This is a genomic window from Ruegeria sp. CDSA221 (assembly GCF_059611825.1).
This window is the reverse complement of the sequence record NZ_JBXWPK010000014.1, coordinates 30,401-54,822: the sequence shown is the minus strand read 5'-3', so window position 1 is coordinate 54,822 and position 24,422 is coordinate 30,401. Positions and strand designations below refer to the sequence as shown.

Genomic DNA, 24,422 nt, shown 5'->3' with positions numbered 1-24,422 from the left:
GATCCGCAGCAGGGGCAGGTTCCATAGAACGCACGATTTTCCGTTTTATCTGGAAATATTCAAAGCGCGACCAGCTGATTTTGCTGGCCGTAACCACGTCTTTGTTTCCGCTGCTTTACCTGACGCTGGAACTGCCCAAGCGCATCATCAATGACGCGATCGGGGCTGCGACCCCTGTTGTTGATGTGCTGGGCTACAGCCTGTCGCAAACGAATTTTCTGATCATATTATGCATTGGGTTTCTGCTCGCCGTTCTGGCGCATGGTTTGATGAAAATGCGCATCAACACCATGAAAGGCGTCCTGAGCGAACGGATGCTGCGCCGATTCCGGTATCAGATGATCAGCCGCGCCTTGAGATTTCCGCAACCCTATTTCGAACGGGTCAGCCAAGGCGAAATGGTGTCGATGATCACCGCTGAAAGCGAGCCGATGGGTGGGCTGATGGGCGATGCGATCAGCCAGCCGGTATTGCAGGCGGGACAGATGATCACGATCCTGTCCTTCCTGTTCCTACAGAGCTTTTGGTTCGGGCTTGCTGCCGTTTCCCTGATCCCGTTACAGGCCTGGTTGATCCCAAAACTGCAGCGCCAGATCAATCTGTTGAACAAAAGCCGCATCCAGGAAGTGCGCGTGCTGGCTGCACAGATTGGTGAAAACGCAGCAGGTGCGTCAACGCTGCGGGCAAATGGTGGCTGGCGGTATCGCCGGGCCATGATCTCGGATCAGCTGGGCCGGTTGTTTGAAATCCGCTTCGATATCTACCAGAAAAAGTTCTTTATGAAGTTCATCAACAACTTCATTTCGCAGCTTACCCCATTCCTGTTCTATCTGGTTGGCGGCATTCTGGTCTTGCAGGGCTCGGTCTCGTTGGGTGCGTTGGTTGCGGCTTTGGCGGCTTACAAGGATCTCAGTTCGCCTTGGAAAGAGTTGCTGACCTATTACAATCAGACACAAGATATGTCCTTGCGCTGGGATGTTGTGATCGAACGCTTTGCGCCCTCTGGAATGCAGGACGAAAGCCTGTTCGAGGGCGAGCCCGACAAACATCCCAGGCTGGACGGGGATATTGTTCTGAAACATGCGTCTGTTCGTGACATGGACGGGAATCTGGTTCTGGACGACCTCGATCTGACATTCCCAGGCGGTAAAACCATCGGAATCGCTGCGCCCAGCGAAGAAGACCGGCGTGCGGTTTCGGAATTGCTGACCCGAGAGATCCTGCCCAGTTCCGGCAGGGTAACGGTCGGGCAGGAAGATTTGTCAAAGCTGCATCAGGGAGTCATTGCTGCGCGGATCGGTTTTGCCTCATCGCGACCGGTTATGTTTCAGGGAACTTTGGGCGACAATGTGATGATGCCGATGCGTCTTCGTCCTCTGTCGACAGAATCAGACGACCCCGGCTTTGCTGAAACAAGACGAGCGGGCAACAGTACCGACCCGTTTAGAGTTGATTGGCTGGACCCGTCGCTGGCTGGTTTGAACACCGTGGAAGACCTGCGCGACTGGTGGTTACAACTGATCGACGGTCTAGGTTCGGGCGCTGCCCTGTTTCAGCGCGGTGCTGAACAGACATTCGAAGCCAACGAGCACCCCGAGTTGGTCAGAAAACTGGTTGAACTACGGCCCAAAGTTCAGGAGGCGGTGGTCAAGGCTGGGTTGCAACAGCAGGCTCTGATCTTTGACCGCAATGCATATAATGCGGCCTTGCCGGTCGCGGAAAACCTGCTTTTCGCGACACCCTGCGTTCCGGTCACTCAGGAAATACTGACCCGTCAGGGCGTGTTTTTGGGGCAGCTGCGCGAGCTGGGCTTGGACGAAACCCTGGTCAGCCTGACGCGCGATGTCATTGATATGTTGCGCCAGATCTTTGGATTGGACGGCACGGACCACCCGTTGTTCCGCAAGCTTGGCCTGCAGGCCGAAGTCTACGAAGCTGCAGTCGAACTGGTAGAGCGCACCCGAAACGAAGGTGTCAGCGGTCTGGATGATGGGCAACTGGCCAACCTTCTGGCGGTTCCGTTTGTCATCTCGGCAGAACAGATTGGCCCCGCGTTTACGGATGAATTGAAAAACCGCATACTTGAATTGCGGCAAAGCCACTCCGAAAAGCTGCTGCAACATCTGAATGATGTCTTCGTGCCGCTGAAGGAAACCGAGTTTGCCCCCGGTCTGACCGTGATGGAGAACGCTTTGTTCGGTAAGGTCAGCCAGATCGGCGGCGCGCGATCAGATGAGGTCCGTAAGCTGATCGTTGATGTCCTTTCTGAAAACGGTGCCCGACCTTTGGTGGTCGAGCTGATTTACGATGTACCGGTCTCGCTGGGCGGGCAGAACTTGCCTGCGGTTTTCGCCGAACCTTTGGCCTTTACGCGGGCTACGATCAAGAAACCCGACATTCTGATCCTTGATAATGCCTTGGCAAGCTATGACATGGAAACTCAGATTGCGGTCTATAAGAACCTGCGCGCCCTATTGCCAAATGCGACGGTGATTTATCTGAACGATCAGTACGAAAACCCTGACGTATTCGACATGTTCATAGAAATAAGGCAAGGTCGTGTGGTTTCAGACGAAGGACCCGCCGACGTGGAAGAAGATAGCGCAGCATCAGCCGATTTGGCGCGCAAGCTTCGTGCGCTGGAACAGACGCCGCTGTTTTCCGGTCTTGACCGCAGACAGCTGCGCCTTCTGGCATTTGGTGCGCGCTGGTTCCAGGCCCAACCGGGAGAGGTGGTGTTCCTGAAAGACGACCAGCCCACCGATGGGGCCTATGTCGTTTTGGAAGGCGAGGCAGGCCTGTATTTGCCGCAACCAGAAGGTCCCGATCAACTGATCGCAACGGTTGGCTCCGGCGCATTGGTCGGAGAGTTGGGGTTGATCCGAAAGGAACCCCGCGCCCTGAGCATGATTGCGGAAACCGACCTGTCTTGTCTGCGTATCGGTGAGGAAGAATTCCTGGCCGTGGTCGAAAACGATGCCGCAACCGCTTTCAAGCTGATGCAGGTGATCGCCGGCTATGTTTCGAACTAGGGGTTGGCTTCAGGTTTGCAGAACAGGTCGTATAGCAGCTGGATGACTTTCGCTGTATTTCCGTCCTGCAGGGAATAGTAGATGGTTTTGCCATCGCGCCGTGTCGACACCAGCTGTTCTTCTCGTAGGCGTGCCAACATCTGACTGACTGCGGCCTGCCGGATTTGCAGCAGTTTTTCCAGCTCACCAACCGATTTCTCGCCATCTCCCAGATGGCACAAAATCATCAGGCGGCCTTCATGCGCCAGCGTCTTCAGGAACGCGGCGGCAAGTGCGGCACTTTCTTGCATGCCGGGCGGAGTTTCGTCCGTATTCAGTGTTTCGTGGTCTTGAACTGTCACGCGCGTATAGGTTCCAAACTTGGCTTTGGCGCAATATGACTCAGAATTTCAGTACTTGTCACCCCTTTGCAGCAGGAGCACCGCCCTGAAAGGCGTTGCCGTTGGCATAGTCGCAAGGTTCTTCCTGCATCTGAAGGTGCAACCCATCGCCGGTATAGGGGTGTGAGCGGGCTAGATCTTCGTCCACTTCGATCCCCAACCCTGGCGCATTCGGTGCCACGACAAAGCCATTTTCAACGCGCAGTGAACCTTTGATCAAAGCGTCGTGATACGGCGTATCAATGGTTTCCAGCAACAGCAGATTTGGGATTGAGGCTGCCAGATGGATATTGGCGGCCCATTCAACTGGACCAGCATAGAGATGCGGAGCCATCTGGGCGTTGAATATCTCGGCCATGGCTGCGACTTTCTTCATCTCCCATATCCCACCTGCACGCCCAAGGGCGGGTTGCAGGATTTCTGCAGCACCTGCGCGCAAAACTGCACCGAATTCGGCTTTGGTGGTCATGCGTTCGCCGGTTGCCACGGGTATTCGCACGTTGCGAGCGACGCGGGCCATGTCTTCGATCATGTCAGGTGGGGTAGGTTCTTCGAACCAAAGCGGTGAATAGGGTTCCAGCGCTTGACCCAGCCGGATTGCGCCTGCGGTGTTGAACTGACCGTGGGTGCCAAACAACAGGTCGGCCCTGTCGCCGACCGCTTCACGGATCGCTTTGCAAAAGGCAACTGACATCGAGATGTCGGACATAGCAGGCATATGCCCGCCACGGATCGTGTAGGGACCAGCGGGATCAAATTTTACTGCCGTGAAGCCTCGGCTCACCATTTCAGCTGCACATTCCGCGGCCTGGTCGGGCGAAGTCCAAAAGTCGGCCAGGTCATGCCGGGGCAGGGGGTAAAGGTAGGTGTAGGCCCGGATGCGTTGATTAACCAGCCCACCCAAAAGCGCATAAACCGGACGGTCGCGATCTTTACCCAGAATGTCCCAACACGCGATTTCCAGCCCTGAAAACGCACCCATTACGGTCAGGTCGGGGCGCTGGGTAAAGCCGCTGGAATAGACGCGGCGGAACATAAGCTCGATATTCTCGGGGTTCTCGCCGAGCATATGCCGTTCAAAGACATCCCGGATTACGTGACACATAGCTTCAGGTCCAATGGATGAGGCATAGCATTCGCCCCAACCGGTGACGCCTGTGTCGGTGGTAACCTTTACCAGTATCCAGTACCGGCCACCCCAACCCGGAGCAGGGGGGGCCGTGACAATGATATCGAGATCCTGCAGTTTCATAGGATATACTCCAGCCGGGGCTGCTTAGGCCCTGTCAAACATGATGACGTTTCGTTTGGCCGATCCGGTTTTGGTATCCGCAATCGCCTCGTTGATTTGCGACAAGGACCAGCGGCCCGAGATCAGTTCATCCAGCCTCAGCCGCCCCTGTTCATACAGGTCGATCATCCAGGGAATATCACGTTGGATCACCACATCCCCCATCTTTGACCCGATCAGCCCCTGACCAAGTGCGGCCAGGACAACAGGTTCATAGCTTGCCATGTCGCCGGAATGGGGCATCCCGATCATGATGGCCTTACCGCCTCGGCCAAGATAGCGAACGGCCTGGTCATAGGCCGGGATTGCACCGACTGTGATCAGCACGGCATCGGCCCCTCGACCGCCAAGTGCGCGGTAAGCTGCCTTCCATGGTGCGTCCAAAGTGGCCAGAACGCCGTGGGTTGCACCAAATTCCTTTGCAATGGCCAGTTTGTCCTCGGTCATGTCGACAGCAACGATACGCCGGGCACCCGCAATCCGTGCGCCTTGTATGGCGTTCAGGCCAACGCCTCCGGCCCCGATCACGACGACATCCTGACCCGGGCGCAGACCGGCTGCATTCACGGCAGCGCCCACACCGGTGATCACCCCGCAAGACAGCAGACTGGCCACATCCTTCGGCATGTCCTTGGGGATTTTCACGATCTGCCGGTGGCTGACCACGACTTTTTCGGCAAAAGCCCCGCACGCCATTGCTTGCTCCAGCGGGCCCCCGTCAGCGGTGCGCAACGGACCTTTTACAGTGTCGTGGGGTGTTTCACATAAGGTTGGCTTGCCACCCGCGCAGGAGGGGCAGGAACCGCATGCACGGATCAGCGTCACCACGACGGAATCGCCAACCTCGAACCCTTCGGTCATGCCGCCCGTTGCGGTGATCACACCCGCGGCCTCATGGCCATATACAGCGGGCAGGAATCCACCCCAGGCGCCGCTGGCGAAAGAAATGTCGGAATGGCAGATCGCAACCGCATCTAGGGTGACCTCGACTTCGCCGGCGGCGGGCGGGGCGATCAGCACGTCTTCTATGACCAGGGGTTTGTCGAATGCCCGACATATGGCCGCCTTGATGGATTGCATGATGTCCTCGTATTCGGTTTTAATCACGGTGGCGCGGTTCGGAATGACCTGCAAGGCCGAAACCGTCATCGTCATGTCGTTGTTATGCAGAAATGGGGCGAGATCTGTAAAAGAGGATAAGGCCGACAATCATAAGGCACATGGCCAGAAGAAACGGCGCGCCGGGAAAATAGATGGCGGTGCCGGGCTTTGCGAACCAGGCAAATACGCTGCTCATGACCAGAGGGGAAATCACCATGGAAAGCGCGTGCAGTGAAGTTAGCACGCCCTGAAGCTCTCCTTGTTGCGAATCTGGTGTTGCGCGCGAGGCCAGAGCCTGGATTGCCGGGGTTGCGACTGCGCCGATAGCCGTGATCGGGATCAGCATCAGCGCGATTATTCCATTGGTCAGAAAAGCCAGAAGCAAAAAGCTGACAATCTCGAACACCATCCCGAGAAGGATTGTTACGCGTTCGCCGAGATAACGTGTGGCGGGGCGTATCAATCCGCCCTGAACCGCGGCCATTCCAATTCCGTAAAGACCCAGCGACACACCAATCATCTGGGGTGACCATCCAAAACGCTCGGCGGTGAAATAGGCCCAAATGGCCGGATAGACATAGATTGAGACAGAATAGAGGAAATAGACCCACAACATCGGACGGATCCCCGGCAGCGCCGCGATGGCACGCAGTGAATTCACGGGGTTAGCGCGGCGCAGGCTGAACGGGCGCCGGTTTTTATCGCTCACCGTTTCAGGCATCACTATCAAACCGACGCCGAATGTTATCGCCGAAAGCGCTGCGGCAGCCCAGAAGGGCGCACGGGTTCCATATTCGCTGAGCAATCCGCCGATGACCGGACCCAGGACAAAGCCAACCCCGAATGCCGCCCCTAACAGACCGAAATTCGCAGCTTTTTCGTGGGGTTTCGACACATCCGCCATGAACGCCGCGGCGGTGGAATGAGTTGCGGCTGTGATCCCGCCGACGATCCGACCGGCAAGTAATAGCCAGATACTGCCAGCAAGCGCCATGACCACATAGTCCAACGACATAACAAACAGAGATACCAACAATACCCCCCTGCGCCCGAAAGCGTCAGACAGGTTGCCCAGGATCGGTCCAAAGATAAATTGCATCGCTGCAAAAGCGGTGCTTAGGACGCCGCCCCAGATCGCCGCGCTGGCCAGCGTACCACCCTGAACATCAATAATGAGCTCGGGCATAATGGGCAGCACAAGGCCAATCCCCATTGCATCAATCATGACAGTGGCAAGAACAAACAGGAAAGGTAAGCGCATGGGAACCGACAAAGAAAGTTTCGGGCACCCTATCGGGGGTCAGGTTCAGAGGAAAGCCGCAAGATTTCGCAGATCAGTCAAGAGTATCAAAGCCCTGCGCGATGTCGTCCAATAGATCGGCCAGTTTTTCAGGGTGCGAAAAGAATGGCGAATGAGAGCTTTGGATGGAATGGCGCATTCCCTCGGGCATGCTGAGGCTCATGATGTGCTGGTATTCAGGCGGGATGGTATTGTCGTCGAGTGTTCGGATATATGCTTTGGGCATATCCTGAAAATGTGCTGTCAGGGTAAGCCGTGTCTCCTGAGGTGCAATGGCCTGCGGGCAAAGCCGAGCCAGCGCATAAAGCAGGACCTCTTCCGGGCAGTCGTGGTAAAACAAGGCCTTCACGCTATCGGGTTTGACCGTATAGGACAGCCCGTCAGTCGATTTTTCGACGGCATCAACTATTGTTTGCCGCGGTGATTTCCGGCGCATCTCGACCATCGACAATCCGTTCTCGGGGACGTAGGCGGACAGGAAAACAAGTCCGCGCATCGCATCCGGTCTCAATTCGGCGGCGGCACTAATGGGGTATCCCCCCCAAGAATGGCCGACGATGATCGTATCCGATCTGCTCGCAGCCAGAACGGCGTTCCGGCAACTGTCCAGGGTCACCTGGTCGATCGACGTCGGGTCAGATCCGTGGCTGGGCATATCAATTGCGCGGACCGAATGGCCGCGTGTTTCAAGTGCTGGGATCAAATCTCTCCAACACCAGGCACCATGGCATGAGCCATGGACCAACAGAAAATCCGCCAAAGCAATGCTCCTTCAGATATGACCGATGCCAGTCAAAAAGTCTTTTAGTAGGGCCGCGTATTCAATGGGTTGTTCGACGCAAGGCAGATGGCCCGCTTTGCGTATCAATTCGAAACGGGCACCGGGAATTAGATCAATGGTTTCTTTTACTAGATCCGGCGGGGTAGAGCCATCCTCACTGCCCGCAATGCCCAAAGTCGGCAAACGCAGGCCACTTGTCGGCGTGTAAAAATCGGTTCCGGAAATGGCGGCGCAACATCCCAGATAACCTTCAACAGGTTGCCGCACCATCATGTTGCGCCATAGCAGGTGCTGGGGCGACGCGTGGAAAGCCCGCGAGAACCAGCGCTCCATAGTTGAGTCGGCTAACATTTCGATGCCGCCGATCCGGACGGCTTCCATACGGTCCGCCCAAATCGCCGGGGTGGCTATTTTGGCCGCTGTATTTGACAGAACCAGCCCGCGAATCAAATCCAGGCGTTTGACGGCCAGACCCTGCGCGATCATCCCGCCGATGGACAGACCGACAAAAACGCAATCTCGGACCTTTAGGTGATCCAGAAGGCCTTCGGCATCGCGGATCAGCGCCCCCATCGAATAGGGCGCCTGAGGCGCCGAGGACAGGCCATGCCCGCGTTTGTCATATCGAATGACTCGCAGCCCATCAGGCAGGTATGGCAGCATCGCATCCCACAGGCGCAGATCGGTGCCCAGCGAGTTCGCGAACACGATCGGCGCGCCTTGTGGGTCGCCGTCGATCCGGTAATGAAGCTGTACATCCCCAAGGTCAGCTATCTGCATAAAAATCCTCAGTCTTTGCATGCTGAACTGACACGCTGCCGGAACCGACGGCGGTTGTCAGGTCAGGAACTCCATAGCTTTGGCAAAAACGTCCGGGTCCGCATTGCCACCCGATGCGACAATGATAACGGCGTCTCCTTGAATTTCGGACCTGCGAAACAACGCTGCGGCCAGGGAAACCGCACCGCCCGGTTCCAGCACGATCTTCAGGCGCAGAAAGGCCAAAGCCATGGCGCGCATCGCCTCTTCTTCGGTCACAGACAGGCCGGGACCGCACAGCCGTTGCAGGATCGGAAAGGTGATGTCGCCGGGTTGCGGGGTCAGAATGGCGTCGCAGATATTGCCAGATGTGGCCGCGTTGTTTTGTATTCGTCCCAGTGCCAACGAGCGTTTGACGTCGTCAAACCCTTCGGGCTCGCAGGGGCGGGCGCGCAGACCGGGTGCGTGCCCCTCGAGCGCAAGCGCAATACCCGAGGTCAGCCCCCCGCCGCCGCAACAGACCAGCACATCAGCCTGTTCGACGCCCAGCACAGCCGCCTGGCGCGCGATTTCCAGCCCGGTTGTGCCTTGCCCGGCGATCACCAGCGGCTCATCATAGGGGCGGATCAAGGTCAGGCCGCGCTCGGATGCCAGGGCTTCGCCGATCTCTTCGCGGCTTTCATTGGCGCGGTCGTACAGAACCACCTCGGCCTCCAGCGCGCGCGTGTTGTCGATTTTGAGCTTTGGGGCATCCGAGGGCATGATGATAACAGCCGAAATACCATGCTGTGCGGCGGCATAAGCCACGCCCTGAGCATGATTGCCCGAGGAATAGGCGATCACACCTTTCTTTCGGTCTGCTTCACTGAGGCCCGAAATGGCCGACCACGCCCCGCGAAACTTGAAACTGCCGGTGTGCTGCAGGCATTCCGGTTTTACCAACACGCGGCGTCCCGCGATTTCATCCAAAAACGGAGAGGTCAGGATTGGTGTTTCTCTGACGTGCCCTTGCAGACGCAGGGCTGCGGCTTCGATCATTTCAAGTGTGCTCATGCCGCGTCCAGTACTTTGCGAATAACGCCCAATGATTGAGGTTCGTCCAGAAACGGCACGTGTCCGCGATCGGGCACGGTAGCCGAGATCAACCCCGGATGCCGGTTCTGCATCTCGGCCAATGTCTGCGCGCTCAGAAGATCGGAATTTTCACCGCGAATGACACCCGTTGGGATGTCGTGCAGGGCCTCGAAGAACATCCACATATCCGGGATTGCCCCGGCTGCGGCCTGTTCCAGCAGCGCTGTGCGCAGGGCCGGATCATAGCGCAGGGTCAAACCCTCTGTCGTTTCCTGATTTTGAAATTCAGCAATCTGCCGCCATCTTTCCAGCGAAATCCCTGGAAACTGCGGGCCCATCATGTGCTGAAGCGCGTGCGCGGCCTCGTCATAGGTTTTCGAGACCGGTTGTTTGCCGACATATTCCATTATTTTGGCGATGCCCGATGGATTAAAGACCGGACCAACATCATTGAGCACAACAGCCGCCAGCCGCTTTGGGTTGGTGGTGGCCAAGGTCATCGCGATCAGGCCTCCACGTGAGGTCCCAATCACGGTCACCTGATCCAGGCCAAGATGATCCAGCAGATCGATCACGTCCTGAGATTCGCGTAACAGGCTATAGTTCCCGTGATCCGAGTCATGCTCGGATTGCCCGCGCCCGCGATAATCCATCGCGATCATCCGCCAATCGGTCATGTGCGGGGCAAGAAATGAGAAATCCCGGCTGTTTCGGGTAAGGCCTGCCAGACACAGGACCGGCCTGCCGCTGCCGGTGTCTTCGAAATAGAGGCGTTTGCCGTCGTTGGTCGAAAAAAATGGCATCAGAGTCCTGCAAGTTCCGGAATGGATGTCAGGTCGGACAGTACATGCGTTGGCTGCCATGGCAACCGATCCATTGGTTCGTTCGCTCGGTTGACCCAGGCGGTGACGAAACCATAGCCACTGGCCCCCGCTGCGTCCCAGCCATTTGAGCTGACGAACAAGACTTCGTCGCGCTCGCAGCCGAAGCTCTGCGCGACCAGATCATAAACCTTGGCATGCGGTTTGAAGACGCCGACGCTTTCGACCGACAGAATATCATCCAGAACGCCGCTTATACCTGCGGATTGAACCGCACCATCCAGCATCGGCGGTGATCCGTTCGACAAGATCGCAGTCTGCATCCCGCCGGCCTTCAGGGTGGCCAGCATTTCGGGAACCTCGGGATAGGCCTGCAATTCCCAGTAGAGATCAAGCAGGTGCTGGCGTAGGGCCGGGTGCTGGTCCAGCCCCGTTGCCTCTAGTGCCCAATCCAGACCGTCTTGGGTGACGTCCCAAAAATCTGCATGTGCATCGGCCACCGCACGCAGCCAGGTGTATTGCAACTGTTTCAGGCGCCAGTGATTGGCCAGATCCGGCCATTTCTGCTGTAACGCCTCAAAGCCGGGTTCTGATGCAGCTTGCCTTGCGGCTGCGGCCACATCGAACAACGTGCCGTATGCATCAAAAATGCAGGTTGTGATCGGCATCAATTCCCCTCCGTTCATTCGGTGCAGGTTTGCAAAAGTGCTAAGGGTTTACAATGTTGCTTCATTGCCTAGGTTTGACCGCTCAATTTTTTATCGGCCGGAGGCCAAAATGACAGCGATAAAACAGGGCGACACAGTTCGCATCCACTATACCGGTACGTTGCAGGACGGGAATGTCTTTGACAGTTCACAAGGGCGCGATCCGCTGGAATTCGAGGTGGGGTCTGGGCAGATCATTCCCGGATTGGACAGTGCTATGCCTGGTCTGGTGGCCGGGGACAAAAAACGTGTCGAGATCGCCTGCGTTGATGCTTATGGGCCGATCAATCCCGAAATGCGCCAGAGCATTCCACGCGAAGGTATTCCGGACGACATCCCGCTTGAACCCGGCACCCAGTTACAGATGCAAACGCCCGAAGGGCACGCATTGCCGGTAACTGTTGTCGAGGCTGATGAGGTGACCGTCACGCTGGACGCGAACCATCCTCTGGCCGGAAGGGACCTGATTTTCGAAATAGAAGTGGTTTCGGTGAATTGAGTTTCGTGATCTGGATCAGCCTGAAAACAGGCTGGTCCATGATGCAAAGATCTCGCGTACATGCGGCTGAGTGAAGAATACAAACAGCATCAGCAGCATTGTTAGGGTCATCAAGACGACGCGGCCCTTAAACCCCAGAAAACCCGGTTTTTGGCGGGAAACCCGCTTGCTGCTGGCGATGATTTGCTCTGCTTTGTTCATGCAACTATCCCTGCCTGCGAAAGATGGTCAAATCTTGGCACTGACAGGGAAAGAAATGGTCACATATGGTCCGGTTGAGGCATTCCCAGAACGTGGAAGCCACCATCAACACGAATAACTTCGCCCGAGGTGCAGGCCCCCGCATCCGAAGCCAGATAAACCGCGGTGCCGCCGACAGCCTCAAGCGTGGCATTGCTGCGCATTGGAGCGTTCTGGTCGCAGAACTTGAAAGTCTTGCGGGCCCCACCGATGGCCGCCCCGGCCAGTGTTTTCATCGGACCCGGAGAGATTGCGTTCACCCGGATTCCGTCAGGTCCAAGATCGTTGGCCAGATAACGGGTCGCTGATTCCAGCGCAGCTTTGGCCACACCCATTACGTTGTAGTTGGGCACAACCCGGTTAGACCCCTGATAGGTCAGCGTCAGGATCGTACCGCCGTTTTCTTTCATCATCGGATAGGCGCGGCGGGCCACTTCGATCAGCGAATAGGCCGAAATATCCATCGAATTCTTGAAATTCGCCCGGCTGGTGTCCAGGAACCGGCCTGTGAGCTCGGATTTGTCAGAATAGGCGACGGCGTGGACAACAAAATCTATGGTGGGCCAGCGCTGGGCAAGCTCGTCAAAAGCGCGATCCAACGACTCGTCATCGGTGACGTCCGCATCGACCATGAAATCGCTGCCAAGGTTCTGCGCCAGCGGTTCCAGCCGCTTTCCGAATGCCTCGCCCTGATAGGTGAATGCCAATTCGGCGCCCGCTTCGTGCATGGCCTTTGCGATGCCCCATGCGATCGAACGGTCATTCGCCACGCCCATAACGAGGCCGCGTTTGCCTTTCATTAGATCTGACATTCCATTCACCCGTTATACTTTGAAAGAACCATGGACCCGTTCGTCCCACCAAAGCCGAAGCTGTTGGTCATGACGCTGTCCAAACCTGCATTTTCAACTAGCTGAGTTGCAATTTCTCCGGGCTGGATGCCCTCGGCAAGCGTGTCGACGTTGATCGACGGCGTTATAAAATCATGTTCGAGCATCAAAAGGCAGAAAATAGCCTCGAGCGCGCCAGCCGCACCTTGTGCATGGCCTGTCATCGACTTGGTCGAGGAAATCGGCGGCACGCTACCCTCGCCAAAAATACGGCGTACAGCTTCGACTTCGCCGACATCTCCGACCGGGGTCGAGGTGCCATGGGCATTGATGTAGTCGACCTTGCGGCCTTCGGGCAGGGTGTCCAGCGCCAGACGCATGGCGCGTTCGCCACCTTCGCCAGATGGGGCTACCATGTCGTGACCGTCGGAGGTTGCTGCAAAACCCGTCACTTCAGCATAGATTTTGGCGCCGCGTGCCAATGCGTGTTCCAGATCTTCCAGCACGACAATACCGCCTCCGCCGGATATCACGAACCCGTCGCGGTCTTGGTCGAATGCACGAGAAGCTTTTTCGGGCGCATCGTTGTATTTCGACGACATCGCACCCATTGCATCGAACAGACAGGACAAGGTCCAGTCCAGCTCTTCCCCGCCGCCCGCGAACATTACATCTTGTTTGCCCATCATGATCTGTTCTGCGGCATTGCCGATGCAATGCAACGAGGTCGAACAGGCCGAAGTGATCGAGTAATTGATGCCCTTGATCTTGAAGGCGGTCGCAAGGTTGGCCGAAATGGTTGAGCACATGCATTTAGGAACTGCAAACGGGCCGATCCGCTTGGTCGCGCCGTTTTTCAGCACGGTCTGATGTGCGGTCAGCATAGCGCTGGTCGACGGTCCGCCCGATCCGGCGACAAGGCCGGTACGTGGGTTGGCAACCTGGTCTTCGGTCAATCCTGAATCGGCAATCGCCTGGCTCATCGCGATATGCGCATAGGCCGCTCCGGGACCCATAAAGCGCAGGGTGCGCTTGTCCACATGTTCGCTAACGTCGATTTTGAGCGACCCGGCGATCTGGCTACGAAAGCCATGTTCGACCATCTGGTCATTGGCCACGATGCCGGACTTGCCGGCCTTGAGTGAGGTCAGAACCTCTTCGGCATTGTTCCCGATGGAAGAGACAACTCCCAAGCCGGTGACAACTACTCGACGCATGTGCGTGCTCCTTATTTGGGGCCGGTCAGGCTCAGGCTTCGGACAGAACTACTTTCATGTCCTTGACATCGTAAATCATCTCACCGTCGGCTTCGACGATACCATCTGCGACACCCATAGTCAGGCGGCGGGTCTGGATCGCTTTCTTGAAGTCGATTTTATAGGTCAGCATCTTGCGGTCCGGGCGTACCATACCTGTCAGCTTGACCTCGCCCACTCCAACGGCCATGCCGCGCCCTTGCCAGCCGCGCCAGCCCAGGTTGAATCCGGTCAGCTGCCACAAACCGTCCAAGCCCAAGCAGCCGGGCATGATCGGGTTGCCGGGGAAATGGCAATCAAAGAACCAAAGGTCGGGCGTAATGTCGAATTCAGCAAGAATATGACCTTTGCCATGGGCGCCACCATTGGCCGAAATCTCGGTGATCCGATCCATCATCAACATCGGCGGGGCGGGCAACTGTGCGTTCCCGGGGCCGAATAGTTCGCCGCGGGCGCATTTCAGCAGATCGTCCTTGTCAAAGCTGCTTGGGAATTGGGCCATTCTGCGCCTCTCCTGCCAGGGGTCTTTCCATCTAATTTGGTCTCGTCTAGCACCCGTATGCAAGGTCCTGCAAGAGCAGTGGCCTACATCATGTTGTGTTTACATTATTCTCTGCGAATGAAATTCATTTGAAATTACCTGACTACAGCACTTATATATACCTCAGCAACAAATTGGTATTGGACTGATGACAGCAGATTGCCAGAGCATAGCCACAGGTTGGTTGGTTCACGCCGGATTACGTCCGACGCGTCAGCGCGTAGCATTGGCAGAGCTGCTGGTCGGTGATGGCCGCCATCGCCACGTCACCGCCGAAAGCCTGTTTGAATCGGCCAAACAGAACGGAGATGCTGTTTCTCTGGCGACGGTTTACAACACGTTGCGCGCCTTTTGCGATGCCGGGGTTCTGCAAGAAATTACCGTTGACGGATCGAAAAGCTATTTCGACACCAACACGCATGATCATCCGCATTTCTATTGGGAAGATGAGGGCCGGCTCAGCGATGCTCCGTCCGAACAGCTGGTCATCCAGCGACTGCCCGACGCGCCTGAAGGGGTTGAGATCGCGTCAGTCGACGTTGTGATCCGTCTGCGTAAAAAGTAAACTTAAGTCATCAGTCCGGTCAGGATGTGCTGTGCCTTTTCGCTATGCGGATCCATAGGGCCTGTTCCATGCCGTGCCACAACAACGGGTTCTGCTGCGATTTCATCTGACACAGGTATGCTGACCAACGGCATCCCGTCATAGCTGGTCTTGGCAGGAATGTTGGCATAGCTGATGGCAACGCCTTCGCCATGCGCCGCGAGGCTGCGTTGGATCTCGGGCGACGCGGCCCGATGTGCGACAGTTGGGTTCTGTCCGAGTTGACGGAACAGACCAAGGAAATGCTGCGCAGAGAGCCCCTCGTTCGACAGGATCAGCGGGTGGGCCACGATATCGTGCAATGACACCTGTGCATGATGTGCTAGCGGATGGCCTTCTGACATGACTGCGATGGGTCGGTTGGTGAACAAGGTGGTGGTGGAAAAGGCGGCATCCAGCGTTAGACCATAGGTCAGCGCAAGGTCGATCTCACCATTGACGAGGCCGGAAATCAGGCCCTGAAATTCGTCTACGCGATACGTGATATCAACTTTGGGCATGTTCTGTCGCAGGCTATGCAGAGCTTTTGCCAGCAGGAAAGGCGCGAGGTCGTCGAAACAGCCCAGACGCAGGCGCGTGGTTGCGGTCCCGTCTGTTCCAGAATTTTCCAAACGTGCGGCACGTGTCAGCAGGGCCTCGGCGTTTTCAATAAAGCTGCGTCCCTGCGGTGTCAGCGCCATGGCCGCTCCGCGCTTTCGGATAAACAGCGGATAGCCCAACTGGTCTTCGACCCGGGTTAGCGCATTCGACAGGGCTGGCTGCGAAACATTTAGATGCAACGCTGCAGCAGACAGGCTGCCATGCCGTCCGATGGCGCAGACATATTCATATTGGCGCAGGGTAACGTATAACATAAGGTTAACTATACATTTCAAAGATATTATTTGAATAGGTGAAAATTTCATGAGCAAATTCAGGTTAAATTCGAACGGAGGCGCAGATGGCACACCCCCTGGTTACGCAAGAGATGATTGACACATATCAACAGGACGGCGTGGTTCTGATCAAAGGTTTGTTCGCCGACTACGTGGATACGCTGCGTGACGGCATCGCGGCCAATATGGCTGAACCTGGACCATATGCGTCGGACAACCAAAAACAGGGCGAGACCGGTCTGTTCTTTGATGATTACTGCAACTGGTCGCGTATCGAACAGTTCCAGAACGTGATCCACAATTCACCGGCAGCCGAGGTCGCAGCGGATCTGATGCAGTCGCAAACCGTACAAATGTTCCATGACCATGTTCTGGTGAAAGAACCAGGCACGTCGATGGCAACGCCGTGGCACCAGGATGGGCCATACTATTTCGTCGAGGGCAGTCAGACGATCAGTTTCTGGTCGCCATTGGACCCGGTGACACAGGCCACCCTTCGTTGTGTGGCGGGTTCACATAGATGGGAGAAAGAGGTTCTGCCCACGCGTTGGGTCTCGGAAGAAGGGTTTTTCGCGGATGAAGGCCAGTACATCCCCATTCCCGACCCCGATGCCGAAGGTATGAGGGTGGTTGAATTCGAAATGGAACCCGGTGACGCGGTTGCCTTCAACTACCGTACGCTGCATGGCGCGCGTGGAAACCAGTCTGACAGCCGCCGCCGTGCTTTTTCTTTGCGGTTGGTTGGGGAGGATGCGCGATATGTGGAACGTCCGGGGCGCACTTCGCCTCCGTTTCCGGGCCACGACATGCAGCCCGGGCAGCGTTTGCGGGAAGATTGGTTCCCGGTTCTGCTGCGACGCTGAGCTGCCTAGAACCACTGCCCCGATTCGATGAGCCCCAATTCTAACAGCTGCTGGGATGACCACTGGAACCGAGCCGAATTGCGCCAGCGGAAGCTGGGGATGTCGAAGGTCGACCCCGCGTTGCTTTTAAGCGCCTTGGCTGCGCGGAAGGAACAGATCGCCGCCGTCAGATTGTGGTGCCAGGGGCAAGAATAGGTGTTGTACTCGGGCTCATTGAACGTGTGGTCGGGCAGTAACAACAGATCATTTCGCGATTTGAACAGCCCGATTCTGTCGATGCGGCGGCGTTCATAGGGGATGTGATCTTCGAACCGCCAGCGCAATCCGCCGGATATGTCCAGCTGTCTTTCCAGCGGGTGTCCTTCGGCATTGTGTCGGGCATGTGCGTAATACCCGGTGCTGTCCAGCATGGCTTGGTCAGGGGCAACCCCGTTTGGAAACGCGCCCAGGTCATCAGCATACAGGTCGATCACATGGGTTAGCATGGCGTTTCTGCGTTCTTCGGTGTGAAAGGCCAGTAACTCGCCGATCGTGCGCGTTTCGCAGAAGGGGAAGAACAGGTATTCAGCGTTATAGCAGTAATACATCCAAAGGTCAGGAGCGGCCCGGATGACCTGATTAATCGTGTCAAAGACGACGGTTCTCGGTGCGCAGGTCAGTGTCACTCTGTGGATACGCTCGGTCAGTTCAGAATCCAGCGTAAAGGCTTCGGGCATGAACACGATCAGTGATTTGAAGCCAAGGTTCAGATGGTGCCGGATGGTGCCGTCGATCTCGACATCGTCTTCGGCGAAGATCATCGCAACCGGACCTTTGGCCAACGCGGCCTTGCCGGATTGAAGGAAAGAAGTGAGACTGTCGTACTGCATTGCCTGTCCGGCCCCGTCCAACTGGAGTTTTCGGCCAAAATCGGGTAATCGCGCTGGCATTGCAAGCGGCGTTCGTTGGGTATAGATGACGCCGATCCCGCGAACGCAAAGGCCCAACCCCATGTCAGAACCCAAAAAGCTGTACATCAAGACCTATGGTTGCCAGATGAACGTCTATGACAGCGAGCGTATGGCCGAGACCCTGGGCGGGCAGGGCTATGTCGAAACCCAGAGCCCGGATGACGCGGATATGATTCTGCTGAACACCTGTCACATCCGGGAAAAAGCAGCCGAAAAGGTCTATTCCGAGCTGGGGCGTTTCAAAGGGTTGAAAGCCGAAAAACCCGATCTCAAGATCGGGGTCGCGGGCTGCGTCGCGCAGGCCGAGGGCGAAGAAATCATGCGCCGTCAGCCCCTGGTCGATCTGGTGGTTGGCCCACAAAGCTATCACCGTCTGCCTGAGATGGAAGCCAAGACGCGCGAAGGTGCCAAGGCACTGGACACGGATTTCCCCGAAGAAGACAAGTTCGAAAAGCTCAAGAATCGTCCCAAAGCCAAACGTGGCCCCACCGCTTTTCTGACCGTTCAGGAAGGCTGCGATAAATTCTGTGCCTTTTGTGTCGTGCCCTATACCCGAGGCGCCGAAGTCAGCCGTCCGGTGGACCGTATTATCCGCGAGGCACAGGATCTGGTCGAACGTGGCGTGCGCGAGATCACTCTGCTGGGTCAGAACGTCAACGCCTATCACGGTGCTGGACCGAACGGCGACATGACGCTGGCGGGACTGATCTGGGAGTTGAACAAGGTCGACGGGCTAGAGCGCATCCGCTTTACCACGTCGCACCCGAATGACATGGCCGACGACCTGATCGAGGCGCACGGCACCTGCGAAAAACTGATGCCCTATCTTCATTTACCGGTCCAGTCGGGTTCGGATCGCATTCTGAAGCGAATGAACCGCAGTCACACAGCCGAAAGCTATTTGCGTCTGATCGAGCGTATCCGCGCTGCGCGTCCGGATATTGTCATGTCTGGTGATTTCATCGTTGGGTTCCCTGAAGAAACCGACGAAGATTTTCAGGCCACCATGGATTTGGTCGAGCAGGTCAAATACGGCTATGCCTATTCGTTCAAGTATTCGACGCGCCCGGGAACGCCCGCAGCCGAGCGGTCTCAGGTTGATCCTGGGGTGGCGGATGACCGCCTACAGCGGCTGCAGGGATTGATCACGCGTCATCAGCGCGAAATTCAGGATGCCATGGTTGGACGCAAAGTCCGCGTTCTGTTCGAAAAAACCGGCCGGTTGCCGGGACAGATGGTGGGAAAATCTGAATATCTTCATTCGGTTCACGTCTCTGACGCGGATGTGGAGATTGGTGCGTTGCGGGACGTTTTGATCACCGGATCAGGTGCGAATTCTCTGGCGGGGCAGTTGCTCTGACCCGTCCTTTATCTGTGATGCGGATACCATCGCTGGTATTTGTTTCCAAGATTTACCCTTGATTTATCACTTGGAATTATGTTCCGAGAAAAGTCAGGTTTTTTCGGGGCCTAGGCTAACGCCTCCTGAAACGGCATATCAGTGCTGATCCTGGTGTCGGATCGGGATGACGGAGGGTGCGAGTGAAACTTTTGAGATTTAGTGCAGGGCCTAATATCAGGGTTGCTCTTCCCGCAATGGCCGCGTTGTTTCTGGTACTCAATTCCGCTGCCGCAGGGAATCTGGATCCGGATTTATCTGAACCGCCGGTAATATCGTCAGCACGGTATGGCAGCGATGTCAGCGCCTTCTATCTGGGTTTGACAGCCGGCTATTCGACCAGCGGCTCGGACCGCTTTGGCCTGACGACGCCTACAGATACGTTCGCTGTCGGCGAATTGGACCTCACCGGCAGTTACGGTGGTATTCGGGGCGGTTGGCGCGGTCTTCTGCCCGCAAAAGGCGGGCGTGACTACGTCTATGGGGTCGAGTTGGGCTATGATTTCGGATTTCTGGACGATGAAGTGTCGACGCAGATCGGAACCTCGGTCGTCAATGGCGGTTCAGAGATTTCGGATGTCATCTCAATTCGCTTTCGGAACGGTCTGACAAACCCAAGTGGCAGAGTGTTATACTTTATTTCCGTTGGTTACGTGCATGGCGATATAACCACGACCAGTTCGATTACATCCGGGGCAACAACCCAGTCCTTTCAGGATAAAGACAGTCGAAAAGGGTTCTCGGCCAGCATTGGCGCCGAGCACAAATTGAATGAGAACTGGTCGATCACTGGGGAATATGAATACGTCCGGTTCGATTCTGAAACCGTCGAATTTGACAACGGGTTTACGACCAAATCGACGCCCCGTTACCGTGGTTTGCGGTTTGGCCTGAACTATCAGTTCTAGGTTTGCCTGTTTAGAACGTTCGCGTTGCCTCCAACTTGATCGGCGGTTTTACCATTCTGTACGGAAAATTTGAATCTCTGGCTTGCGCCCACCAAGAAATGTTGTCTACGCTTGGGGTGAAACGCCCAGACAGGAGAGCGGATTGGCCATTGGTGCCCTGAACCCACCGCAAAATGAAACGCCCCAGCGGGAAGCGTTTGTTGAATTTCCAGACAATCGGTTATTGATAGATCTTTGCGGCGAATATGACCGCAACCTGACCGAAATCGAACAGAAGCTGACCGTGCAGATCGTGCGCCGTGGCAACCAACTGGTTGTCATGGGTGACGACGAATCCCAAAAACAGGCGATCGAAGTTCTGCAAGCGCTGTATACCCGCCTGGAAGGTGGTCGTGACGTAGAAGCAGCGGATGTAGACCGCGAACTTCGCATGGGCGGGTCGGAAACAGGAACCGGCAGCCGGGATGGCGATCAGCTTGAGATGTTCAAGGGTGGTTCGGTTGAAATCAAAACCCGCAAAAAGCTGGTCGAGCCGCGTACTGACGCCCAGAAGGTCTATGTTCAGTCCTTGTTCAACAATGAGCTGGCCTTTGGCATAGGTCCGGCGGGCACAGGTAAGACCTATCTGGCCGTGGCCGTTGGCGTATCGATGTTTATCGGCGGACATGTCGACCGCATCATCCTCAGTCGTCCCGCCGTCGAAGCGGGCGAAAAGCTGGGATATCTACCTGGCGACATGAAGGACAAGGTCGATCCCTATATGCAGCCGCTCTATGATGCGCTGAATGATTTTTTGCCCGGGAAACAACTGGCCAAGCTGATCGAGGAAAAGCGCATCGAGATTGCACCTCTGGCGTTCATGCGTGGCCGTACGCTCGCGAACGCCTTCGTTGTGCTGGATGAGGCGCAGAACGCCACGACCATGCAGATGAAAATGTTCCTGACCCGTTTGGGCGAAGGCAGCCGCATGGTCATAACAGGCGACCGGTCACAGGTTGACCTGCCGCGCGGGGTTCAGTCGGGATTGGCGGATGCAGAACGGCTGTTGAGCACGATACCAAATATCAGCTTCAACTATTTCACCTCCAAGGATGTTGTCCGGCACCCACTTGTCGCCGCGATCATCGAGGCGTATGAGGCCGATACGGGCCGTGAAACGGGTTGATCTTCTGGGTCCCGGTATCGGGATTTTGGACATGGCGGCATGAACCTGGAACTATCGGTTGAAGACCCGCGCTGGGACGGGCTCGAATTTTTGGCAGAGCGCGCCACAAGGGCGGTTTTGGATCATTGCGATCTTGATGCGGACCTGTGTGAGGTTAGTCTGCTGGGATGCGACGATGCACGGATCGCCCAGTTGAACACGGAATTCCGCGAAAAGGCGTCACCGACCAATGTGCTTAGCTGGCCAGCCGAAGATTTGGCTGCGGACTCCGCCGGGCAGACTCCGATACTCCCTGAACCCGATTTCTCAGGGGAAATTGCTCTGGGCGATATCGCGATTTCTTATGATACTTGTGCTCGCGAGGCGGCGGAGGCAGGGAAAAACATGGATGATCATGTCACACATCTGATTGTTCATGGCCTGTTGCATTTGCTGGGTTATGATCACATTCGTGATCTCGACGCCACGCTGATGGAGGGTGTTGAGGTGGAGATACTTGGCAAACTGGGTATTGATGACCCATATAATGCTTAGAGCGAGCCTTTCGGCTTATCATTTGGAATGGGAAAATGGGCGAAACAGACGGCAGTTCTATGGCGGCGCAGGGCGCGCAACCGAAGGACGGCAACGAAAATGTCACTGAGAGACCAGGACTTTTCTCTCGAATAGTGGATGCGTTCTCAACGCAGAGTGAAGACTCGGCTTCTGAGGTCAATGGGCAAGAGGTCGATCCGGCTCAACCTCGCGGCATGATTAACCTGCGCCGGATGCGGGTCGAGGATGTGGCGATTCCCACGGTCGAGATCGTGTCAGTACCGTCGACGATATCCAAAGATGAGCTGGCCCAGGTTTTCCGGGAAAGCGGTCTGTCCAGGATACCTGTATATGAAGGAACGCTGGATACGCCTTTGGGTTTTATCCACCTGAAAGATTTCGCGTTGACGCACGGGTTCAACGGCGGCTCGACTGAGTTTGATCTGGTGTCGATGTTGCGGACATTGCTGTTCGTGCCGCCTTCGATGCCGATCGGTGTGCTGATGACCAAAATGCAAACCGAGCGCCGCCACATGGCATTGGTGATCGACGAATATGGTGGTGTCGACGGGTTGCTGACGATCGAAGACCTGATCGAACAGGTTGTTGGTGAGATCGCGGATGAACATGACGCGGATGAAAGCCAACTTTGGGTTCAGGAAAAACCTGGATGTTATGTGGTGCAGGCGCGGATACCCCTTGAAGACTTCGAAGCCGAGATCGGGCGATCCCTGACCAGCCACGAGGATGTCGATGAAGAAGAGATCGACACGCTTGGCGGGTTGGTCTTCATGTTGTCCGGACGGGTTCCGGCACGAGGAGAGGTTGTTCTGCATCCGGAAGGGCCTGAATTTGAGGTGATTGATGCGGATCCGCGGCGCATCAAACGGCTGCGTGTCATGCTGCCGGATATCGTTGCATGAACCTGATACGGGCTTGGCCCATTTGGCTTAGATTTGTCCTTTCTGGTTTGTTGGGAGGGCTGGCTGCATTTGGTCTGGCTCCCTTTGGGTATTGGGTGGCTTCTGTATTGGCGCTGGTGTTGGTCGCACCGATATTTCAGAGCACCGAGACACGTGCGCGTGCGGCGTGGATCGGTTGGGCGTTTGGGACCGGGTATTTCGCACATGCACTCAGCTGGATTGTCGAGCCGTTTCTGGTGGACGCCGATCGTCACGCTTGGATGGCTCCGTTTGCTTTGGTCTTCATGGCTGGTGGTTTGGCGCTGTTCTGGGCGCTGGCATTCTGGGTTGCTCGCAGGCCCGGCACGCGCGGGGTTTCACAGGCGTTGTTTCTCGCCTTGGCAATTTCGTTGGCGGAATGTGCCCGCGGTTATGTTCTGACCGGGTTCCCCTGGGCCGGGCTGGCGCAGGTCTGGGTCGAGACCCCTGTTGTGCAGCTACTGTCACTTTTTGGGCCTTACGGGCTTGGGGCGCTGACCTTGGTGGCGACGCTGCCACTAGGGGCGGCTTTGGCGCTGCGTTCCGGAGTATTCGTGCCCTTGGGCATCAGTGTGGCATCGGTCGCATTGGCTTTGGGCTATGCGGGGACGCGGCCCGCTGTGGTCGAAACGGGACATATCGTTCGCTTGGTTCAGCCCAATGCGTTGCAACATCAGAAATGGGATCCAGAGTTTGCACCTCTTTTCTTCGCACGTCAGATCGAGTTTACTGCCGCCGAACCACAGCCAGACCTGATCGTTTGGCCTGAAACCTCGGTTCCCGCCTGGCTGGGCAGCGCGCAGCCGTATCTGGATGCCATCGCCGAGGCGGCGCAAGGCACGCCGGTTGTTCTGGGAATTCAACGAGGCGACGGGCCGCGTATCTACAACTCGATGATCTACCTTGATGTGGATGGGGCTCAGCAGGGGCTGTACGACAAACATCATCTGGCGCCTTTTGGCGAATATGTACCGTTTGGCGACGTGATGGCGCGGTTCGGGATCTATGGCATGGCTGCAACCACCGGACATGGGTTCAGCGCCGGGTCGGGGGCGGCGCTGCTGGATGCAGGCCCATTGGGTAAAGCGCTGCCGTTGATCTGCTACGAAGCTGTGTTCACCCAGGATGTCCTTTCCGCGCCGGGGCGCGCTGATTTCCTTCTGCAAATCACCAATGATGCGTGGTTCGGAACGCGCTCGGGACCGTATCAGCACCTGGCTCAGGCACAAATGCGCGCCATCGAGCAGGGGCTGCCCATGATGCGTTCGGCCAATACCGGCGTCTCCGCCATGATTGACCCGCTGGGCCGGATCACCGAGGCCCTGCCGCTTGGGCAGGCGGGCTATATTGATGCCGGGCTTCCGGCGCCTCTTCCACCGACAGCTTATTCCCGAATGGGAGATAATCCTGTCTTTGCCGTGTTATTGGTGCTGTTTAGCCTGTTTTGGTACGGGCTGCAGCGGCGAAACCTATGATTTCGCATTGACCCTCAGTTTCGGGGGGCTTATCCCCTCTTGTGCCCATCACAACGGCTTCCTGGCGTGACGGGGTAATCTTAATGGAGCACTTGT

The 24,422-nt window shown here is 56.5% G+C and carries 25 protein-coding genes and 1 riboswitch; of the genes, 10 read left to right on the top strand and 15 right to left on the bottom strand.

The annotated features are described in order from the left end of the window. The first annotated feature begins 35 nt into the window (after positions 1-35). Positions 36-3,032 carry an ABC transporter transmembrane domain-containing protein gene (locus tag AC2FJ5_RS17650; RefSeq protein ID WP_425595606.1) on the top strand — a complete coding sequence of 999 codons (2,997 nt, stop codon included), beginning with the start codon at positions 36-38 and terminating at the stop codon, positions 3,030-3,032. Here the strand turns inward: AC2FJ5_RS17650 and AC2FJ5_RS17645 are convergent. From AC2FJ5_RS17645 to AC2FJ5_RS17605, 9 genes are all read right to left on the bottom strand, one after another. Then, a complete protein-coding gene (locus AC2FJ5_RS17645) occupies positions 3,029-3,322 on the bottom strand; it encodes an ArsR/SmtB family transcription factor (protein ID WP_496794206.1) in 294 nt (97 codons plus the stop codon). The two genes, AC2FJ5_RS17650 and AC2FJ5_RS17645, sit on opposite strands and share 4 nt — an antisense overlap. Positions 3,323-3,431: 109 nt before the next feature. Further along, positions 3,432-4,664 carry a mandelate racemase/muconate lactonizing enzyme family protein gene (locus AC2FJ5_RS17640; protein ID WP_496703535.1) on the bottom strand — a complete coding sequence of 411 codons (1,233 nt, stop codon included), beginning with the start codon at positions 4,662-4,664 and terminating at the stop codon, positions 3,432-3,434. Between the two features lie 24 nt (positions 4,665-4,688). Continuing rightward, on the bottom strand, positions 4,689-5,783 hold the full coding sequence (locus AC2FJ5_RS17635) for a Zn-dependent alcohol dehydrogenase (RefSeq protein WP_496794204.1): 1,095 nt from the start codon (positions 5,781-5,783) through the stop codon (positions 4,689-4,691). 82 nt (positions 5,784-5,865) lie between these two features. Then, positions 5,866-7,065 carry a TCR/Tet family MFS transporter gene (locus AC2FJ5_RS17630; protein WP_496794160.1) on the bottom strand — a complete coding sequence of 400 codons (1,200 nt, stop codon included), beginning with the start codon at positions 7,063-7,065 and terminating at the stop codon, positions 5,866-5,868. A gap of 73 nt (positions 7,066-7,138) precedes the next feature. Further along, positions 7,139-7,864, bottom strand: coding sequence for an alpha/beta fold hydrolase (locus tag AC2FJ5_RS17625; protein WP_496692935.1), 726 nt, complete (start codon positions 7,862-7,864; stop codon positions 7,139-7,141). A 12-nt stretch (positions 7,865-7,876) separates the two neighbouring features. After that, positions 7,877-8,665, bottom strand: a complete 789-nt coding sequence (gene pcaD / locus AC2FJ5_RS17620; protein WP_496794159.1) for a 3-oxoadipate enol-lactonase — start codon at positions 8,663-8,665, stop codon at positions 7,877-7,879. A 57-nt stretch (positions 8,666-8,722) separates the two neighbouring features. After that, positions 8,723-9,697: a threonine ammonia-lyase gene (locus AC2FJ5_RS17615; protein ID WP_282022271.1), complete on the bottom strand. Its 975-nt coding sequence runs from the start codon at positions 9,695-9,697 to the stop codon at positions 8,723-8,725. Continuing rightward, entirely contained in the window at positions 9,694-10,521 is an 828-nt protein-coding gene (locus tag AC2FJ5_RS17610; RefSeq protein WP_496794157.1) for an alpha/beta fold hydrolase, read from the bottom strand. Before AC2FJ5_RS17610 ends, AC2FJ5_RS17615 begins: the two co-directional genes overlap by 4 nt. After that, on the bottom strand, positions 10,521-11,207 hold the full coding sequence (locus tag AC2FJ5_RS17605) for a haloacid dehalogenase type II (RefSeq protein WP_496794156.1): 687 nt from the start codon (positions 11,205-11,207) through the stop codon (positions 10,521-10,523). Before AC2FJ5_RS17605 ends, AC2FJ5_RS17610 begins: the two co-directional genes overlap by 1 nt. A gap of 109 nt (positions 11,208-11,316) precedes the next feature. Here AC2FJ5_RS17605 and AC2FJ5_RS17600 point away from each other — a divergent pair, with 109 nt between their 5' ends. Next, the gene (locus AC2FJ5_RS17600) at positions 11,317-11,745 is read left to right on the top strand and encodes an FKBP-type peptidyl-prolyl cis-trans isomerase (protein WP_142639411.1); all 429 of its coding nucleotides are present in this window, start codon (positions 11,317-11,319) and stop codon (positions 11,743-11,745) included. A 15-nt stretch (positions 11,746-11,760) separates the two neighbouring features. Here AC2FJ5_RS17600 and AC2FJ5_RS17595 read toward each other — a convergent pair whose 3' ends face one another. From AC2FJ5_RS17595 to fabA, 4 genes are read right to left on the bottom strand one after another with little or no spacing between them, the layout of a single operon-like run. After that, positions 11,761-11,946, bottom strand: coding sequence for a hypothetical protein (locus tag AC2FJ5_RS17595; RefSeq protein WP_496692941.1), 186 nt, complete (start codon positions 11,944-11,946; stop codon positions 11,761-11,763). Positions 11,947-12,005: 59 nt separating this feature from the next. Further along, positions 12,006-12,797, bottom strand: a complete 792-nt coding sequence (locus AC2FJ5_RS17590) for an enoyl-ACP reductase FabI (protein WP_496692942.1) — start codon at positions 12,795-12,797, stop codon at positions 12,006-12,008. Between the two features lie 5 nt (positions 12,798-12,802). After that, complete coding sequence (gene fabB, locus AC2FJ5_RS17585; RefSeq protein ID WP_142639417.1) at positions 12,803-14,032, bottom strand: beta-ketoacyl-ACP synthase I; 1,230 nt, start codon at positions 14,030-14,032, stop codon at positions 12,803-12,805. A gap of 31 nt (positions 14,033-14,063) precedes the next feature. Then, complete coding sequence (gene fabA, locus AC2FJ5_RS17580) at positions 14,064-14,573, bottom strand: bifunctional 3-hydroxydecanoyl-ACP dehydratase/trans-2-decenoyl-ACP isomerase (RefSeq protein ID WP_496750987.1); 510 nt, start codon at positions 14,571-14,573, stop codon at positions 14,064-14,066. 187 nt (positions 14,574-14,760) lie between these two features. On the opposite strand from fabA, the gene irrA reads away from it, so the two are divergent. Then, positions 14,761-15,177 (top strand): iron response transcriptional regulator IrrA, encoded by a 417-nt coding sequence (gene irrA, locus AC2FJ5_RS17575; RefSeq protein WP_142639421.1) that lies wholly within the window; start codon positions 14,761-14,763, stop codon positions 15,175-15,177. A gap of 2 nt (positions 15,178-15,179) precedes the next feature. Here the strand turns inward: irrA and AC2FJ5_RS17570 are convergent, their stop codons facing one another. Beyond that, positions 15,180-16,070, bottom strand: coding sequence for a LysR family transcriptional regulator (locus AC2FJ5_RS17570; RefSeq protein ID WP_496794155.1), 891 nt, complete (start codon positions 16,068-16,070; stop codon positions 15,180-15,182). 86 nt (positions 16,071-16,156) lie between these two features. Between AC2FJ5_RS17570 and AC2FJ5_RS17565 the strand changes: the two genes are divergently transcribed. Continuing rightward, positions 16,157-16,954 carry a phytanoyl-CoA dioxygenase family protein gene (locus AC2FJ5_RS17565; RefSeq protein ID WP_271951572.1) on the top strand — a complete coding sequence of 266 codons (798 nt, stop codon included), beginning with the start codon at positions 16,157-16,159 and terminating at the stop codon, positions 16,952-16,954. A gap of 5 nt (positions 16,955-16,959) precedes the next feature. Here the strand turns inward: AC2FJ5_RS17565 and AC2FJ5_RS17560 are convergent, their stop codons facing one another. Further along, a complete protein-coding gene (locus AC2FJ5_RS17560; RefSeq protein WP_496794203.1) occupies positions 16,960-17,823 on the bottom strand; it encodes a glycosyltransferase family protein in 864 nt (287 codons plus the stop codon). Between the two features lie 121 nt (positions 17,824-17,944). Here AC2FJ5_RS17560 and miaB point away from each other — a divergent pair, with 121 nt between their 5' ends. The 6 genes from miaB to lnt all read left to right on the top strand — a co-directional run bounded on the left by miaB (position 17,945) and on the right by lnt (position 24,326). Next, positions 17,945-19,264 (top strand): tRNA (N6-isopentenyl adenosine(37)-C2)-methylthiotransferase MiaB, encoded by a 1,320-nt coding sequence (gene miaB / locus AC2FJ5_RS17555; protein ID WP_496794154.1) that lies wholly within the window; start codon positions 17,945-17,947, stop codon positions 19,262-19,264. Positions 19,265-19,446: 182 nt separating this feature from the next. After that, positions 19,447-20,211 carry an outer membrane protein gene (locus AC2FJ5_RS17550; protein ID WP_496794152.1) on the top strand — a complete coding sequence of 255 codons (765 nt, stop codon included), beginning with the start codon at positions 19,447-19,449 and terminating at the stop codon, positions 20,209-20,211. 142 nt (positions 20,212-20,353) lie between these two features. After that, entirely contained in the window at positions 20,354-21,376 is a 1,023-nt protein-coding gene (locus tag AC2FJ5_RS17545; RefSeq protein ID WP_142639428.1) for a PhoH family protein, read from the top strand. 39 nt (positions 21,377-21,415) lie between these two features. Continuing rightward, complete coding sequence (ybeY, locus tag AC2FJ5_RS17540) at positions 21,416-21,910, top strand: rRNA maturation RNase YbeY (RefSeq protein ID WP_496794151.1); 495 nt, start codon at positions 21,416-21,418, stop codon at positions 21,908-21,910. A gap of 35 nt (positions 21,911-21,945) precedes the next feature. Continuing rightward, positions 21,946-22,833 carry a hemolysin family protein gene (locus tag AC2FJ5_RS17535; protein WP_142639432.1) on the top strand — a complete coding sequence of 296 codons (888 nt, stop codon included), beginning with the start codon at positions 21,946-21,948 and terminating at the stop codon, positions 22,831-22,833. Further along, positions 22,830-24,326 (top strand): apolipoprotein N-acyltransferase, encoded by a 1,497-nt coding sequence (gene lnt / locus AC2FJ5_RS17530; protein WP_496794150.1) that lies wholly within the window; start codon positions 22,830-22,832, stop codon positions 24,324-24,326. Before AC2FJ5_RS17535 ends, lnt begins: the two co-directional genes overlap by 4 nt. Before the next feature lie 42 nt (positions 24,327-24,368). Continuing rightward, positions 24,369-24,417, top strand: a riboswitch (SAM-SAH riboswitch). Positions 24,418-24,422: the final 5 nt, after the last annotated feature.